A 17,118-nucleotide genomic window follows, 5' to 3' on the forward strand; every position below is an offset into this window, starting at 1 on the left:
TCGAACGCTGCTCGCTCCAAAAGATGGATAATTTATTTCTTGTTAGCCCCTAAGTCCGAAAAACGCTCGAATAGCATATCGATAAAATCTTTTCCCCCATAAAACTTTGAGGTATTTGTGTCAAACACTCAGGCATTCACATCTTGCTACACGCTGAATGTATTTATGGAATGCTCTCTAGCAACCAAACTTGCTGAAAAATCAAATAACCAAACTGTAAGTAAAGTTAATACCACAGCAGGATTAGGGATGCTGCTGCTTGGCGATTGAATTACCATAAATTTATCTAGTAATTTTACCCAGCAGATAGAGCCTACACGATCAATCCAAAAAAAGATGTGCTGGAAATCACAATAACATGAAAAACTAATTATTAGTTTCTCGAACATTAAGTATTGCAAACTATTTGATGTAGTATATGTAGGAATGCTAATACGGTTCGGTTTAGGTTCTTTGATGAAAACTATAAATTACTAAAGATGCAATAAATCAAATCGCCGTCAAGACAAAAGACACGCGATGTGCGACTTATTCTTGAAACCCTACTTCGATTCCTCTCCCCCACTCCTGAGAGGCTTTGATTCTTGCTCCCCAACGCTAGTAGGGAAGGGGTTGGGGGTGGGAGCAACGCGAAAAAGTGAGATCATCACCTTTCGGGGCAGGGGGAGCAGGGGGAGCAGGGGGAGCAGAGGGAGCAGGGGGAGTAAAAAGAGATTTTAGTAATATTTATTACCACAAAACTCCAAAATACACTTAATTTATATCTCTCCCCCTGCCTCCCCTGCCTCCCCTGCTTTCCCACCTCACAAAATCGCGTTGCTCCCGTTGGGGGTTAGGTCTGAGAGAAAGTCACACACGGCGTGAAGTATGTATTTAAAACAAATTCCCAAGGACAATCCTGTAGTAAGTAATACAATAAATTAAGTAAAATAAAATATATCCGTAGACTGAAAAGTATTCCAGAAGTCTTAGCAAATTTTAATTTCAGGAGTCTAGATCATTCGCTGGAATCATCTTCAAATCTACTTTTCAATTAACGGATATTTATAGATGGACTTTCTGCCTTAGCGTTCGCGGAGCGTCTCGTAAAGAAGTTATCGCAGCTAATGTTCTCACTACCTGAAGCGTGAGGTGATGTTCACTTAGATTCACCTAATTATCATCATCAATTGGTTGTTCATGATTAATATCGAGACTTTCTGCTGTCCAATTATCATTTGCTCCAGGAGATTCAGAAACTATCACAAACTCAGTCTCTTGTAGGCGATCATTTCCCCATTGATCCAAAATATCTTTAATTAACACTTCTTGTAACCAAATCTTCGCTACAACAGTCAGAGGTAACGCCAGAAATAACCCTAGAAAGCCAAAGAAAGTAACGAAAAATAGTTGGGCAATTAAGGTTATAGCAGGTAGCAATGAGACTTGATGCGCCATCACAACGGGTGTGATGAAATTACTCTCAATCTGTTGAATGATAAAGTAAACAATTAAGACTGCAACGGCTTTCCAAGGTTCATCCAAGAAGGCGATCGCCATTGCTGGGACGACGCTCAGTGTTGGGCCAAGGTTGGGAATCAAATTGAAAAATCCGGCTAAAACCGCTAAAGCTACTGCTGCTTTTACACCCAAAATTAATAAGCCAACAAAACTCATCACCCCTACGACACAAATGGCAATAAAAGCGCCTGTAATCCATCCTTCTAAAGAGACTTCACATTTATCTAAAATTCCATCTACCCGCCGCCGATAAAATGAGGGGAAAAGCTGCACAAATACTTTGCGATAAGCTAGGGGATCGGCTAATATCATTCCTGTTAAAACCAAGACTAGCAAAATCTTGAGAACAACTTCCAAAGAACCAGATACAAAAGCGAAGGAGTTTCCTAGCACCCGATTGACGAAGGGCTGTGCTTGTTGAATGAGGCTATTAATATCTGGAATGTAAGTAACTAATTGGTTAGGAATCCGAGTTCTCAGGGCATCAAGCCAATCATTAAAGCGCTCAAACCCTTTAGGAACCTGATTGGTTAATTCTTGAAATTGCTGTGCAAATGGTGGCACAATTAGCCAGAAAAAACCCACTATACCTGCAAAAAAGATAGCCACCGCTAAGAGTACAGCGAATCCACGTTTGATCCCAAAGCTTTGGAAGCGTTTCGCTAGCCGATTTAAAGTAGTGGCTAACACAACAGCGGCAAACATTAGCAAAAGCACTTCCCGAATTTGCCACAGGATGTATAAAGAAAGAACTATGGCGATTAAGCCGATCCATTGACCAAGTTTCACAGGCTGACTCCCAAGGGGTGGCGAGATGCAATTTTCTGGTAATTCAGCTAGGTTAACTGATTTTAGGAACTTATAGTCATGGTTTGAGCTAATTTTGTTTCTGTGCTTGAAGTCGCCACAGTAGCGCGATCGCTATTATTACAATCGGTAACAATACTATAATTAGCGCGTTGGTTGCTGTCGCCGGAATTGATAGACTTGGCCCTGCATACTTAATTAATACCGATAATAAAGCTGAGAGTAAAAGCAGTTTCAGAACAAATCCTAGTTGATTTTGCATAGAAGCACAGCAATACAAATTTTTATGGTACATACGAATTGGCACTGTACCGTCTAGTTTCTACAATAAACCTACAGATACAATCCTTTCCAACTTTCTCTAGGAAATGCGATCGCTTTATTTACGTCAAACTCAATCAGCCAAAAACTTGCTCTCTGGTCAGTTCCAACTCGATACCCTCCAGGATGGGTAATTTATCAGCACTTCGTATAATTCCACACGCTGTCCAGGAAAAATCCCTAGTACACTTTCGTCTTCTGGGTTGATTAACCAGCCGAGTTCTGTAGCATTGTGCGAACAATGCAATAACTTACTCAATACTCTTTTTAGCCTTTGATCTAGGGAAAGAATCTCAAGATTCTGAGTACTGAATTCTGACTTCTGAATTCTTCAACTATACTTATTTCTTCCAAGGCAATTTAGTCCCCATTTCAGTTAATGCGGAGAAGATGAGATAGAGAATCAGGAATCCAGCACCTACAAAGAAAGCCAGTAAATCGTTATCCATAAATACTGTTAGTTTAAACTTCGCTAATCATAGCGAAATCATCTAATCTTTAGCATTTTTCTGAACCTGTAATCTTTGGTCTTCTGGGTGTAAACTATACCAGCCATACCAATGACGAACTGCCAGCCAAACGGCTGAAAGCAAACCCGCTAAACTAAGGGTTAGTCCGCTAAACGGTACTAATAATCCAAAAATAGGTAATACTGCTCCAGCAATAGTAGCGACGATCGCAGCTAGAGAAGCTCTGCGGCTAGCTCCCAATCCCCATGTTAAAATTAGCAAAATGATGGAAATTAAAGTCCAAGCTAACTGAGGATTGATAAGGCGGGTTAGATACGTCAAAGTCAATAGACAAGCAAAGAAAATACTAGCAGCGATCGCAATATTTTTGAAACTCATTGGGAGCGACAAATATAACAACAATATCCACCACAAAAATATTGCTGGTGCCAGTAATAAAAGCCGGGGAATTATACCCGTGTAACGAATGGGCTCGGTGTTTGTAAACACTCCAAATGGATTTTTTACTGAAACATTATCGTCAAATTTCCAAGTAAATTGCGTACTGCCTCCGTTAACTTTAATCTCATTCGGTACAACACCACTAGCAAAATCAGCGGGAGCAAAGTTAGCAATTGCTGTGAGGCTAAAATTAGAAAGCAACTGTCCTGCGGCGCTATAAACCCAGCGCGGCCCTCCTTGAGCTTGATAGGTGACTCGAAAGGTGGTTTCTTCTCCTGGTTGTAGTTGGAAGGGAAAGCCATAGTCTCCCGGATTAGTTTGTTGTAACCTAGTACCGTCACGCTCAACTTTGTAGCTAGCAAGCAGCGTGTAGCCGTTGGGTGGCAGTGCTTCAAAGAAAAAATTATTAATATCCTTGAGTTGGTTAATTACTTTATAATCAGCAGTGTAGTTTGCCTGATAAATTGAACTGCGACCTGGAACATCTACACTTTGGTCAAGCTTGACTTGAATTTGCGAACCCGCCAGCGTTAAGAAGCGATTGATTTGTCGTGTCTCGTTTACTTTGACAATTTTGCCATTGACTTGAGTGTTATAAGAGTATGGCTCTTGAATCGAGTAGCGGATTTGAGGCGCAAATTGTTCGAGTTTTTCACCTGCGACACTTTCAGCTACTTGAGCCACCCTTGCTTGTTCCCAGTAGTGGTAACGATTGCTTAAGGTTGAACAGAGAAAAAATCCCGGTACTAATAAAACTAATATTAGAGTTAAATGCTGTAATCCTTGTAAAAGTTGGGAATAACGAATCGCCCATTCGCCGATGAATATTAGTTGTTCTGGTTGGCTGCGACGCAGAGAAAAACTGATCAGTGCGATCGCAATTCCTAAAGCTACAATCAAAAATACTAATAAAAGTGAAGCTTTGAGCGCTTGGGTTCCAAATTGGACAAGCTCAATCGGATGCGTCAAATCAGGTAATCCGGGAATACCTTGAGCAGAAGATGACATTAGTTAATTTTTGCAGAATTTGAAGAACCAGACCAATAAAATCTCTGAAAAGTTTCTGGAAAGAGGTATAAATTATTCTCCCATTTGGTGACGGTTCTGAATCCCCAATCCCTAATTCAACTTTGTATTTTTAGAATTTCCTTTAATTTATTCTCATAGAAAAATTCCTTTTCTCCCATAGCTGGAACTAAATCAGTTAACCAGGTTGCTTTGTCGTCATAACGTGCAAAAAAAGGACGTTTACACCAATCGGGATCGCGTCCTTGCAAAAAAGAAAGTACAAATACTTTCTCGCCATAAATCTCAGTTACGCCATCCACTGCAACTTTACCTGGTAGTGCTGACATGACTGGGCCGCGAGCGGTGCGAGCTAACCCTGATACTTTTTGTATTGCTGTTTGATAAATTTCCCAAGCGCGAACAATTGGCAATTCAAAATAATGTTTTGCGCCAGTATCTCGTTCCATAAACATATAGTAAGGAATGCAACCAAGGCGAACTTGTTCTTGCCACATCTGTATCCATACTTGTGGAGAACCATTAATTCCCCGCATGAGTGGCCCTTGGGTGCGAATTTGTGCGCCTGTACTACGAATGCGTTGGATCGCTGTTTGAGCAATTTCAGTTTTGATTTCTGTCGGGTGATCGTAGTGTGCCATAATCGACAGATGTTTGCCTGAGCTAATTACTTTCTCAAACAAACGTAAGATATCATCAGCATCTTCATCTGTAACAAAGCGATAAGGCCAGTAAGCTACCGATTTAGTCCCAATCCGAATTGTTTGGATATGTTCAAAACCCGAATTTAGCAGTGGTTCAATATATAAAGCCAGATGTTTAGCTTTCATTGTCATTGGATCTCCGCCAGTAATTAAAACATCTGTGACTTCTTGATGTTGGCGGAGATAATCTTGAAAAAGTCCTGATTCACGAGTAGCAAATTTCATTCCGTCCATTTTTACAAACTGGGGCCAACGGAAACAAAATGTGCAATATGCGTGACAAGTTTGGCCTGCTGTCGGAAAAATTAAGACTGTTTCGGGATATTTATGTTGAATTCCTGGTACTGGTTTTCCATCTAAAGTGGGAATATTATGTGCCTGTCCGGCTGGATGTGGGTTGAGTTGCGATCGCACTGTATTTACTACCTGACGCAGTTCTTCTGGTGTAGAATTTTGCAGATGCCAAATAACCTTGTCTAGAGATTCAGGAGTCAACATTTCTTTTTGAGGAAATGTGAGGCGAAAGATGGGATCATCGGGAATTTTCTCCCAATCAATCAGTTCTTCTACTACGTAATTATTGACACGAAACGGTAATACTTGGGCAACTGCTTTCATCGCCAAGCGGTCTTCTGTTGAAAATTGTTGCAGTTGAGGCAGGCGATCTATATCTTTAATTTCATATAATTCAAATTTTTTATGGTTAAGTTGCGACATTTAATTATTACTTTTTTTTAATTCACATAAAAATACTGGAAGTATCTCAATACAGTTCGTTAAGGTACACAGTCCTTAAAGATCCCCCTTTGTCCCCCTTGTTAAGGGGGAAATAGAACCGTTATGAACAAGCCAATTTGTTGGGGGTTGGGGGATCGAGTTTTATCCGAATCGTATTGATAAGTATCTGGCAAATATAGTGGTGCTTTCGCAATAGTAGAAACAAGTTTGTTTTGAAAAATTATCCGACCGATATAATTTGGCATAATGGCAATCCTCAGAAAAAAATAATGAGACTCAACAATAAGAAACTAATACACATTTGAAAGAGTGCAATTAAAGAATATAGTTGTTATTTTTCCTTAACCGATTAATTTTCAATAGCACCTAATTCTTTAAGTGTATTTTTTTGTTCTTCCCCTAAACCGGAAACACCTTTGATATTCATTCCTTCATAAGGTCTTTTTGGCATGAGGGTTTTGATACACTCTCCAGTTGTGACATTCCATTGCTTAATAGCCCCATCCTGGGAACCACTAAACAAAGTTCCATCTGCACTGAAGGTAACAGAACGAACCCAATTATTATGTCCTTGCAAAATAATCAGACATTGACCTGTGTCAACATCCCAAATTTCTACAGTGTGATTAACGCAAGCACAACCAATAAGCTTACCATCAGGACTAAAAGCAACAGAACGTATCCAATCGTTATTGACTAAAATTTTGCAACATTCGCCAGTTTGAACATCCCACAGCCGTACTGTTTTGTCATCACCGCCACTAGCTAATAGCCCTCCAAATTTTCCTTGTGAAGGGAGGATGGGGCTAAAAGCAACAGACCATATTCGCATAGTATGTCCTTCTAAAACCCGAATACATTCCCCTGAATGAACATCCCATAGCCGCAGTGTTTGATCGTCACTTCCACTAGCGAGGATTTTATCATCAGGGCTAAAACTGACAGACTGCACCCAATTTGTATGCCCCTGTAATGTTTCAAAGCATTGACCAGTACGAATGTTCCAGAATTTGATATTGCAGTCAATACTGCTACTAGCTAGAATTTGACCATCATAACTAAAAGCAATAGAGCGGATGCGATCGCTATTTTGCAAAATTTTCACGCACTGTCCACTTAGAGTATCCCAAATACGGATGGTTTGGTCATCACCGCCGCTAGCTAATAGCCCCCCAGCTAGCGGACTAAAAGCAACAGACCAAAGGCGGCCAGCATGTCCTTCCAAAGTACTGATACATTCTTCAGTCTGAACATCCCACAGCCTAACGGTTTTATCATCATTACTACTAGCAATTATTTTCCCATCTGGACTCAGGGCTAGATCGTGTACCCAATTGGTATATCCCTGCAAAATTTGGATACATTGATAATTTTCGATCTCCCAAAACCGAACGGTTTTATCATAGCCACCACTAGCAAGTGTTTTTCCGTCGGGACTAAATGCAACAGACAGAATAGAATTACTGTGTCCTTCTAAAGTTTTTAATAATTTCCCCGTTTGAATATCCCAGAGTTTCACCGTTTTGTCGTCGCTACAACTGGCGATAATCTCTCCTCCTTGTGAAGAGGAAATCGGACTCAAGGCTATAGAATGGATTAAATTAGTGTGTCCTTCTAAAGTTTTTAATAACTTCCCTGTTTGAACATCCCAAAGTTTTACAGTTTTGTCATCGCTACAACTGACAAGTATTTCTCCATCAGAACTAAAAACTACAGACTGGACTAATTTTGTATGTCCTTCTAGAGTTTTCAAACATTTACCTGTTTTCACATCCCACAACTTCACAGTTTGGTCAGCACTACCACTTGCGAGTATTTTCCCATTAGGACTAAAGGCAACAGAACGAACAAAGTTACTATGTCCCTTGAAAATTTTCCAACATTTTTGGGTATCCAGATCCCAGAGTCTAATAGTTTTATCACTACTAGCACTAGCGACAATTTTGCCGTCAGGACTGAAGACAACAGACCTGACCCAGCTAGTATGTTCTTCAAAAGTCATGAGATGTTTTTGACTCGCAACATCCCAGAGTTTTACAGTATGGTCATCACTACAACTAACTAAAGTTTTACCATCGGGGCTAAAGGCAACAGTTCTTACCCAATTAGCATGTGCTTTCCAATGAAATAGTTGCTCACCATAAGTAGCTTGCCAAAAGCTAATCCGACCATCAGCGTCACCTGTAGCAACAATTTCTACATTTACAGGATTAAATGCCACTGATAAAATACTATCGAATATTCCTGTAAATACAGATTTAGATAAGTCGGAATTCGCAAAATTTACATTATGCAGGTTCACATTGATTAGGTATGCTTGCCATATCTTTAAAATAGAAAAATCACATCCACTTAAATCAATCCCTAGATGACAAAGGAGGTTAATAATATTTCCACCAGCATAACCGGATGTCAAAAGAGTGTTTATTTGCAGTAATTTTATAATTTTTAAGAGATGTTCTTTAATCCGGTCTTTATTGCCAAATTTATTAATTAGCTTTTCAATAACTGGTTCTAGAATTAAACGGATTTGAGCATTTCTAGTCTTTCCTTCTGTTTGAGCTTTGAGTAAGGCATGATTTTTTAACAAGGAAATATTTTCTAGAGTAACCTCGGAAAGAATTTCTTCACAAACCTGATTAACAAATTGACTAATGATATATTCCATTACTACAGCTTGGAGCATAAATTTCGCCAAACCCTTCTCGTTAAAGATTAGCGATCGCCGTCGCAGTGATTCTAAAGCTTCAATTAATTCTGGTTGTGATGTCGTTGAAATAATATCTGCTTGTAATTCGACAAATGAAGTAGGTTTACAATTAGTTCCTAGCCAGTATAAAATCTCTTTTTCTAAATTTGATAGCCGATTAAACTGCTGTTCTAATAAATTGCGGATATCCCCAAATAGCACAGATATATCACAACTAATGAACTCTGATATATTGCTACCAAAAACTTCTTGAATCGTATTAGAAACGATTTTTAAGGCTAAAGGATTACCTGCATACTGATTAATTAACTTGTTCCAGTCTTTCTCTGAACCCAAAAAATCACCTTTGCCCACAAATATACTTTTTGCGGCGATGTTTTTTAGCCCACTTAGCTGCAAGGATTTAACTTTAAGATTGTTTCCTTCTAAGGTGATAATTTCTTTAGGACTTTCACGACTGGTTAAGACTAAACAACTTTGATGAGGCACTTCCCCAACTTGTCGAAAAAATTCTCCATATTCTTCATATCCTTCTCGATATTGACCGACATAATCACCTCCAAGTAAAACTGACTCGACATTATCCAGTACCAATAAACAGCGATGTTTCCGCAAAAAGGCAATCAATTGCGAAATTCCTACTTCTTTAGGCTCATTTTTTTTTGAGAAAAACTCAATCAGGTCTGCAAAAATCTCCTTAACAGAGGGTGCATGACGTAGCGATCGCCAGATAACATACTCAAACTGTTCTTGAATTTTCTGTGCCAGTTTGATAGATAACGCTGTTTTCCCAATTCCCCCCATCCCAAATATTCCCACCAATCGGGAACGATCTTTATTTACCCATTGCTCTAAAATCTCTAACTCCGACTCACGCCCAAAGAAAACGGGGACATCAGGCGCTTCGCCAAAATCATAACAGGATGAGGTATTAACTACTGTTGATAACTGATATCTTTCCTGGAAGATACTCCTGATCACTTCTAATTTCCCAGGAGTACTCCCAGCAATGTCAAACTTTTGGTAAACCGAACCAAGCCGCTTTCGCACTGCTGCGGCACTAATTTCGAGAGTGGTGGCAATAGATTCTGCCGTTTGGCCAGCTAAAGCTAGAAGTAAGGCACTTACCTCAGCCTCAGATACATTGTGTTCGGCTGTAACCGCTCTCAAGAAACTTTCAGGAATTTCCGTCATGAAGTAAATTTCTCCAGCCAAAACTATTTATCGATATGTGAGGTAGATGTGAGATATATTTCTACTGCTTTATACCCAAATCTTCTCTTTTTATTCTTACTCCCCAACGCTAGTAGGGAAAGGGTTGGGGGTTAGGTCTGTATTGGACTCAACTACAAACTCGATAAATTTATCGGGTTTCCCAGTCTCCAGTCCTGCGCGTTGGCGTACCCCGTCGTGGACATCGCCTAGCATCTTACAGAAAAGTGAATTGACAAGACACTACTAAACTATACTCTAAATTATCAAGTTGTCAATTTACATCTATCAATTTATTGACAAGATTAATAAAGTAAATGTAGAATCGATAACAAATTAGGTGTGAATCGCGAGGATAGCTGAGTAACTAGCACTGAGGTACCCCACACTATGCCAACACCTGACGTTTCAAATTCTGCTCAGGAATTATTTGATTTACTTGAGAAAGACATTCTTGCTTGTCACACTTGCAAGGATGGAATAATTGAAGTGAGTATCCGCAAGATCGGAACCGATGAGTTTGAAGTGCGTGTCATCTCTTTTCGAGGTTCTTTTCGTTGCGTTCATGCGGATCTAAATAGGTATTTAGAGGAGTTACCAACAGATACGCAAAGTCAGGTATCTATCTATCGCGATCGCTTTCGAGTGGGATTGAGGGGATTGTTAAAGAAAGGGTTTGGACTACTCAGCCTAGACTTTTCTAAATGCAAGAAGGGAAATACCGCGCCGATATTTGGCTGGATGGTATCTGAATTGTTGGATATTGACTAAGTTTGGTTGTTTTTTTAAGCAATTATCAAAAGCACTGATTTCACCTCAAGCTTTAGAGAAGCAGTAGAAAATTGTTTTCGTTATTGAGGTTAACAAGTGAATAGTTTTCCAGCCCAAGAGAGTCTAGAAAAGACTACAGCAGGGTTGATATGGTGCTAAAAAGTGCCACGTCAACCCTGTTGTTTTTTATTAATTTATCAGGAGGAAAATATGGATACGAATCGTCACAGCTTTTTATTTCGTTTAACTTCCCGGTTTCTTAAATATTTTGCGCTCGGATTATTTGGTCTAGCGATCGCTTACCTTATGTCAGCGATTTTTGGAAGTTCACATATTGTGATGAATCTACTACCCTTTGTTTTATATTGGGTTATTTTCCGGTGTGGGCTGATTCTTCTTTGCTTAATCTTGACGACAGTAATCTTTGAATCTGTTCGTTAATATCTCACAACTAATATTCGACTTTCACATCTTACGTCATTCTCAACTAATATCCTCGCTCACTCTCAATCAACAATATTGCATCAGTGTGAAAGTCTGAATTTCTTTGCAAAGCTTTTTAGAGCCGTAAAAATTTTGTCTCTAATTATCCCTTGCACTATTGAGAATCTGCTAGAAGATTTTACCAAGCTAATACATGAATTTTGTGCAACCAATTAACCAATAAATTATAAATGGGAGACGAAAGTAAGAATGACAAAAAAATACAATAATTTTTCTGGACAAGAACAATTTCATCCTATATTAGTGATTTTAGTAGCAGGTTCGCTTTCCTTAGCAATTGTTGATCAGAGTAATCGCCCTGCATACTTTGATATTGTAAAAATTGCAGTTGTTTATTTTTTTGGCACAACTAAGTCCCAAGAAAATATTAATAAGTCTAAAAATTTGGATGATTCAGAAATCCCAGACAGCTTAGATAGTGCAAAATGTAATGATAGTCAAGACAAGCCTAAATGAATATCTGAACTAGTTCACAAAACTTAAAATAGAAGCAAAACCAAAACCCGGTCATCATGACCGGGTTTTGGGTGGAAACAATGGGGTTATATTCCCCGAAGGTTTGTTATAGAAGTTCAGTATAATATCGATGCTCTGATATGTACTACCACCCAGTTGCGATCGATTCCGGAAAATTAGCTAAGAATTTTTGACTACCCTTATTTTATCTCCCAAAATACAGCAACCAACTGGTCACATCAGCATGTAGGATTGAAAAATATTAATTTTCCGGCTTTTGCTGATGAACAATGCATTTAGTGCCTGGCAAGAATGGCTAACAGTATTCGCTTATCTAGGTTTCACCGTCTTCATTATCTGCCGCGTGTTTACCGCCGAGAAGAATTAAAAAAGCTACATATCATCTCACCAGGGCCTTTTTGCTCAAAGGGCAAAACAGTTCCACCCTGTTGAACCTTGAATCGCTCACGGCAATTGTAAACCTCGGTAGGTCTTTTTACTCCATCTACACTAATGGCTGCCTTATATTCCCAATAATTTTTTGCACTTCGGCTGATACTGAGAATGCAAATCTGGTGACGTAGGTGTAGCCCATCGTAGACATCGTAATTGCGGCATACATCTGCAAAAGCCGGATGTACCACTAACAGAAATGGTATTAATAGTAACATTAAAAATATTATGTATCTAATTCTGTCCATAAAAAATTATTTAATTACAGCTATTTTCAGGTAAATAGACCACGGGGTAGGGGCACAGCAATGCTCATTGGTGTCAACTTAACGTGAAAGCAAGTCTAGAACTAGCTTTTAGATTGCCTCGTTCCCAGTCTCTGACTGGGAATGCTTGTCTTTGAGGCTCCGTCTCTCTTTACTGGCGGCAGAGCCACCAGGAGCAGCATTTCCAGCCTCCGGCTGGAAACGAGATTTTAAAGGAGTTTCAGCTTAAGTTGACACGTATGAGCAATACTGTGCCCTTACGAATTTTCCTAGTTTGACAGACCAGAGATTGCATGTTCCCTAGCACAAAAAATATGACACGCCCTAGCAAAAAGGCTGATACAACCATAAATGCTATTTTCCGCTCAACTTTCATAAGCTAAATTGAACCATGCTCAAACACCTCCTCCACTTTGAAGGTAGACATCTAGTGCATCTGTTCATGTACCATACCCTAATACCAATTCGTAATATCCTTCTCCTACAGGAGACGCTACGCGAACGGGAAGCCACATTTTGTGCATCTACGTAATTGAGAAAGTCAGATTACACCTAGCTGGGTTTTTATCGTTTATATCTGTAGTCTTATTTTGGAAAGTTGAAATAACAGAATGTGCAAAAAAAGTCAGTCGTAAGGACTATAAAATTGCAACCAAAAAGAAATTTTGAGCAATCTTGGATTACACGCTGTTTTGCGGCAATACTGCTCTTTGGTCAGGTGTGGCTACATTTACTCCAAGGAAAAACTTACTATCGTAAGATTCTGCAACATCTCGTGACTGCTGGGCCAGGTTCTATCTCTCCAGTTCTTCTTGTCAGTGGTTTTGCCGGAATGATTTTTACTATTCAGACGGCGAGGGAATTAGTCAAATTTGGGGCTGTCGATGCAGTGGGAGGTGCTTTTGCCTTAGCTTTTTGTAGAGAATTAGCTCCAATTTTGACCGCTAGTATCATGGCAGGACAAGTAGGTTCTGCTTTTGCAGCAGAAATAGGTGCAATGCGAGTCACCGAGCAAATTGATGCACTTTATATGCTCAAAACTGATCCAATTGATTATCTAGTACTTCCTAGAGTAATTGCTTGTTGTTTGATGGTGCCTTTGATGACGATTTTAGCTTTAGTTACAGGCATCATCGGCGGAATTTTTGCCGCCTCACAGTTTTACCAAATTATTCCCGAAACATTTTTAGAATCAGTCAGAGATTTTTTAGAACCGTCAGATTTGTTTATTATTTTGCTAAAAGGGTTTGTTTTTGGAATGCTAGTTGCCATCATTGGCTGTAGTTGGGGTTTAACTACTAGAGGGGGAGCAAAGGAAGTAGGAGAATCTGCCACAATAGCAGTTGTTACTAGTTGGGTATCAATTTTTATTATGGATTTTTTCCTCTCTCTACTGCTGTTTGAACAGCCTGCATTTTGAACCTAAGTATTGAACTGGGGATTGGGGATCGGAGTCTCTTAAGATAAGTACGTGGATTCAGACCCCAACCAAAATATTGAACCTCACACGACTCAAGATTGCGTGAGGTTCAAAAGTAATACTGATTTTGAATCGTTGGCACAACCCGCAGCAGGTATCGCTAGCTTTTTTGGGTAGACTTTATGACGTTAGGGAAATGTGGGAATATATTAACTTATAAATTAGGCCACCCAAAGCTAAACCTCCCAATGAAAAGATAGACGCAGTGGAAAAGGCTAACCCTTCCCTAAGACCCGCTCTTTGAAAGTCTATCCTGACTAATATAGTCGCTGAAATGATTAGTAAGGTATCAAGAAATACCCGAAACCAGGCAATCATGATAAAAAATAAAAAAGCTGCTAAGACGGCAACACCAAAAGTCCTGGTATTTGATTTAAGTAAAATACTGTAGTAGTATATCATCTTAGGCCAAGGAGCGGTCAACGTTACGATTAAAAGCAAGATAGCAACTACAGTTACCACCCACACAAACAGAGGGGCACGAGTTTCAGATATTACCCAGCCCAGAGTACTATAACTAAGCAGTACTAGCGCCAGGGAGACCCAAGGAACTCTTTTCAAAATTGACATGGGTTAATATTCCTAGTACAGGGTCAAGATTTTATTCGATAACTAACAATAACTAAGTGTAGTAACTCAAGACTTGATTTTGCTTGAGAGCTTGCTCAGTTTATGATGGCTGTCCTTCCTCAAGGATATCCCAGTATAAAAGGAGTTTTTCAGGATGTGGGTATCAATGAGACAATAAAGCAGAAGTTTTTGCAGATGAAATTATGTAGATTTTGGTTATATAGCTTAAACTGGTAAGTCTATAATCATATTTTTTATAGCTTCAATCAATAGGCTGTTATGCTGTTCCCAACAAAGCCAAACAAGTTTGTCGATAATTGCGGTACAAAGTAGTTAAATATGTTGTTAAAGATTTGTAAACTGTTAGCAGCCGAGTAGCCGCGTGTCACATCTTGTTTAAGGAATTATCATGAGACAACTTGTTATTGCTGAACGCGTATGCCTCATTGGTCATATCGTGTCAAAAGCCTTTGGACTAGTAGGGATGCTACTGGTCGTACCTAATGCCGAAATAATTTTAAACTCATCGCAGGTTGGAGAAACCGCCATAGAGTTAAGTATGGCTGGCGGTGGTGTCGTGGATATCATTTTGGGGACAATAGCTGTCTCTATTTATGCTTACCGGACGTTGGGATTAGGAACTTGGCTAGCATTTATGTTGCCGGCTGTGTTTATCTCCTTGGGGAGTGAACTACTGGGAACTAGTACAGGATTTCCATTTGGTGATTATAGTTACTTGAGTGGCTTGGGTTATAAGATTGGGGGGTTAGTTCCTTTCACAATTCCCTTATCTTGGTTCTATGTTGGGCTGTCGTCTTACTTAATTGCTAGAACTGGTTTGAAAGTAGCTCAAAAACCCAGTTGGGGACGCCATATTGCTGCTATAGCTGTTGGTGCTTTACTCTTCACTTGCTGGGATTTTGCCCTTGAGCCAGCTATGAGTCAATCTTCTTTGCCCTTCTGGTATTGGGAACAACCAGGAGCATTTTTTGGGACACCTTACCAGAACTATGCAGGTTGGTTTGGTACTAGCGCCCTGTTTATGAGTGTGGCAGGATTATTGTGGAGAAATACCTCGATTAAATTAGAGCGATCGCAACTTAATCTGCCTTTAGTAGTTTATTTAACTAACTTTGCCTTCGCCGCCGGTCTTAGCTTGGCAGCTGGGTTCTCTATCCCTGTGTTACTCGGTTTATTGCTAGGTGTAACTCCTGCCGTGGTGCTGTGGTTAAGGAGTTCAACAACACCTGCTGAAGTTACTTTTGAACCAGTAACTAAAGAAGTATCAGTAGCCAAGGTTGAAGTTGCCTTGAAATAAGTCTATTTGGGATTGGGGACTGGGGACTGGGGATTGGGGAGATGAGGGAGCAGGGGAGGCAGGGGAGGCAGAGGGAGAAAAACTATTGATATTACCCAGTCCCCAATGCCCATACCCAATGCCCCATGCCCAATAATGCCCAATGAATAATGAATAATGACAACGCTTTGATATTAGAAAGCGCCATTTCCTTTTTTTTACTACTTATCCAATTACCAGCAACGGCGATTCTGTTTTCGCGCCTATTAAAGGGGCCAAGACGCCATCCTCCAATAGAACCCCAACAGCCAACACTAGAGCTTTTGGGTAAGGTTAGCATCGTCGTTCCTACACTCAATGAGGCGCTTCGCATTAGCCCTCTGTTGGCTGGTTTAAGTCAGCAAAGCTATGAAGTTCGGGAAATTATGGTTGTAGACAGTAAGTCCAGTGATGGCACTCCCGACTTGGTAAAAGCCTCACAGCAGAAAGATCCGCGCTTTCGCCTGATGACAGATGATCCCTTACCCTCTGGTTGGGTGGGGCGGCCTTGGGCGTTGCATAATGGTTTTCTATATAGCTCAGAAGCGAGTCAGTGGTTTCTGGGGTTGGATGCTGATATCCAACCACATCCTGGTTTAGTGGCTGGTTTAGTGAAGACAGCCGAAGCACAAGGCTATGACCTTGTTTCCCTTTCACCCCAATTCATCCTTAAATACCCTGGGGAGTGCTGGTTACAACCTGCTTTGTTGATGACTTTACTTTATCGATTTGACCCAGCGGGGATCAATACAGAGCAACCAGAACGGGTAATGGCAAATGGGCAGTGTTTTTTGTGTCGTCGCTCCGTTCTAGCTGCTGTGGGTGGTTATAGCAGTGCGAGTAATTCTTTTTGTGATGATGTCACTTTGGCACGCAATATTGCTATCCAAGGTTATAAGGTGGGCTTTTTAGATGGCGCAAAAGTGTTGAAGGTACGCATGTATGAAGGGGCGATGGAGACGTGGAAAGAATGGGGGCGGAGTCTCGATCTCAAAGATGCAACTTCTCGTTCTCAGTTGTGGGGAGATTTATGGCTACTCACATCTGTTCAAGGTCTACCCCTATTAATTGTTCTCACTTTTTTGTTGATTTCTACCCCACTCTCACATTTGGCCGCTCCCCCACTCTTGCTGCTGGGACTGAATTTATTCCTGGTGGTAATTCGCTTTGCTATGCTGATAGCGATCGCACCTTCCTACGATCGCACAAACGCTAAAGGCAGCTGGTTATTCTGGCTTTCACCTTTGGCCGATCCCTTCGCTGTACTGCGAATCTTCTTATCTGCATTCCACACGCCGCGCGAATGGCGAGGACGCAAGTATAGTTAGGAGTGAGGAGTTAGGAGTTAAAAAT

General features: G+C 40.3%; 13 protein-coding genes. 6 read left to right on the forward strand and 7 right to left on the reverse strand.

Going from position 1 to position 17,118, the window contains the following annotated elements:
• Positions 1–117 precede the first annotated feature (117 nt).
• Positions 118–270, forward strand: coding sequence for a hypothetical protein (locus HWQ39_RS34100; RefSeq protein ID WP_292854751.1), 153 nt, complete (start codon positions 118–120; stop codon positions 268–270).
• 882 nt (positions 271–1,152) lie between these two features.
• Here the strand turns inward: HWQ39_RS34100 and HWQ39_RS34105 are convergent.
• The 5 genes from HWQ39_RS34105 to HWQ39_RS34125 form a co-directional block, all read right to left on the reverse strand.
• A complete protein-coding gene (locus HWQ39_RS34105) occupies positions 1,153–2,289 on the reverse strand; it encodes an AI-2E family transporter (protein ID WP_292854753.1) in 1,137 nt (378 codons plus the stop codon).
• 88 nt (positions 2,290–2,377) lie between these two features.
• Positions 2,378–2,569, reverse strand: a complete 192-nt coding sequence (locus HWQ39_RS34110; RefSeq protein WP_292854756.1) for a hypothetical protein — start codon at positions 2,567–2,569, stop codon at positions 2,378–2,380.
• Positions 2,570–3,119: 550 nt separating this feature from the next.
• Positions 3,120–4,547, reverse strand: coding sequence for a hypothetical protein (locus HWQ39_RS34115; RefSeq protein WP_292854758.1), 1,428 nt, complete (start codon positions 4,545–4,547; stop codon positions 3,120–3,122).
• Positions 4,548–4,663: 116 nt separating this feature from the next.
• Positions 4,664–5,986 (reverse strand): hypothetical protein, encoded by a 1,323-nt coding sequence (locus tag HWQ39_RS34120; protein WP_292854761.1) that lies wholly within the window; start codon positions 5,984–5,986, stop codon positions 4,664–4,666.
• 370 nt (positions 5,987–6,356) lie between these two features.
• Complete coding sequence (locus HWQ39_RS34125) at positions 6,357–9,911, reverse strand: NB-ARC domain-containing protein (RefSeq protein WP_292854764.1); 3,555 nt, start codon at positions 9,909–9,911, stop codon at positions 6,357–6,359.
• A 408-nt stretch (positions 9,912–10,319) separates the two neighbouring features.
• On the opposite strand from HWQ39_RS34125, the gene HWQ39_RS34130 reads away from it, so the two are divergent.
• Both HWQ39_RS34130 and HWQ39_RS34135 read left to right on the forward strand, forming a co-directional pair.
• Positions 10,320–10,700, forward strand: a complete 381-nt coding sequence (locus HWQ39_RS34130; protein WP_292854766.1) for a hypothetical protein — start codon at positions 10,320–10,322, stop codon at positions 10,698–10,700.
• Positions 10,701–11,393: 693 nt separating this feature from the next.
• Positions 11,394–11,660 carry a hypothetical protein gene (locus HWQ39_RS34135; protein ID WP_094348752.1) on the forward strand — a complete coding sequence of 89 codons (267 nt, stop codon included), beginning with the start codon at positions 11,394–11,396 and terminating at the stop codon, positions 11,658–11,660.
• 368 nt (positions 11,661–12,028) lie between these two features.
• On the opposite strand, the gene HWQ39_RS34140 is transcribed toward HWQ39_RS34135, so the two are convergent.
• The gene (locus HWQ39_RS34140; protein WP_292854771.1) at positions 12,029–12,331 is read right to left on the reverse strand and encodes a hypothetical protein; all 303 of its coding nucleotides are present in this window, start codon (positions 12,329–12,331) and stop codon (positions 12,029–12,031) included.
• A 694-nt stretch (positions 12,332–13,025) separates the two neighbouring features.
• On the opposite strand from HWQ39_RS34140, the gene HWQ39_RS34145 reads away from it, so the two are divergent.
• Positions 13,026–13,799 carry an MlaE family lipid ABC transporter permease subunit gene (locus HWQ39_RS34145; protein ID WP_292854773.1) on the forward strand — a complete coding sequence of 258 codons (774 nt, stop codon included), beginning with the start codon at positions 13,026–13,028 and terminating at the stop codon, positions 13,797–13,799.
• Between the two features lie 180 nt (positions 13,800–13,979).
• On the opposite strand, the gene HWQ39_RS34150 is transcribed toward HWQ39_RS34145, so the two are convergent.
• On the reverse strand, positions 13,980–14,429 hold the full coding sequence (locus tag HWQ39_RS34150; protein WP_292854776.1) for a hypothetical protein: 450 nt from the start codon (positions 14,427–14,429) through the stop codon (positions 13,980–13,982).
• Between the two features lie 409 nt (positions 14,430–14,838).
• Here HWQ39_RS34150 and cruF point away from each other — a divergent pair, with 409 nt between their 5' ends.
• Positions 14,839–15,747, forward strand: a complete 909-nt coding sequence (gene cruF, locus HWQ39_RS34155) for a gamma-carotene 1'-hydroxylase CruF (RefSeq protein ID WP_292854779.1) — start codon at positions 14,839–14,841, stop codon at positions 15,745–15,747.
• 149 nt (positions 15,748–15,896) lie between these two features.
• Positions 15,897–17,093 carry a 2'-O-glycosyltransferase CruG gene (gene cruG / locus HWQ39_RS34160; RefSeq protein WP_292854781.1) on the forward strand — a complete coding sequence of 399 codons (1,197 nt, stop codon included), beginning with the start codon at positions 15,897–15,899 and terminating at the stop codon, positions 17,091–17,093.
• The last annotated feature ends 25 nt before the right edge of the window (positions 17,094–17,118 follow it).

The organism is Nostoc sp. NMS8 (assembly GCF_017115045.1).
GTDB lineage: Bacteria > Cyanobacteriota > Cyanobacteriia > Cyanobacteriales > Nostocaceae > Nostoc.

Bases quoted from the DNA above. Each gene is read 5' to 3' on its own strand.
- HWQ39_RS34125 (WP_292854764.1), bottom strand. From the start codon at position 9,911: ATGACGGAAATTCCTGAAAGTTTCTTGAGAGCGGTTACAGCCGAACAC.
- HWQ39_RS34140 (WP_292854771.1), bottom strand. From the start codon at position 12,331: ATGTTACTATTAATACCATTTCTGTTAGTGGTACATCCGGCTTTTGCA.
- HWQ39_RS34150 (WP_292854776.1), bottom strand. From the start codon at position 14,429: ATGTCAATTTTGAAAAGAGTTCCTTGGGTCTCCCTGGCGCTAGTACTG.
- HWQ39_RS34115 (WP_292854758.1), bottom strand. From the start codon at position 4,547: ATGTCATCTTCTGCTCAAGGTATTCCCGGATTACCTGATTTGACGCAT.
- HWQ39_RS34110 (WP_292854756.1), bottom strand. From the start codon at position 2,569: ATGCAAAATCAACTAGGATTTGTTCTGAAACTGCTTTTACTCTCAGCT.
- cruF (WP_292854779.1), top strand. From the start codon at position 14,839: ATGAGACAACTTGTTATTGCTGAACGCGTATGCCTCATTGGTCATATC.
- HWQ39_RS34135 (WP_094348752.1), top strand. From the start codon at position 11,394: ATGACAAAAAAATACAATAATTTTTCTGGACAAGAACAATTTCATCCT.
- cruG (WP_292854781.1), top strand. From the start codon at position 15,897: ATGAATAATGACAACGCTTTGATATTAGAAAGCGCCATTTCCTTTTTT.
- HWQ39_RS34120 (WP_292854761.1), bottom strand. From the start codon at position 5,986: ATGTCGCAACTTAACCATAAAAAATTTGAATTATATGAAATTAAAGAT.
- HWQ39_RS34130 (WP_292854766.1), top strand. From the start codon at position 10,320: ATGCCAACACCTGACGTTTCAAATTCTGCTCAGGAATTATTTGATTTA.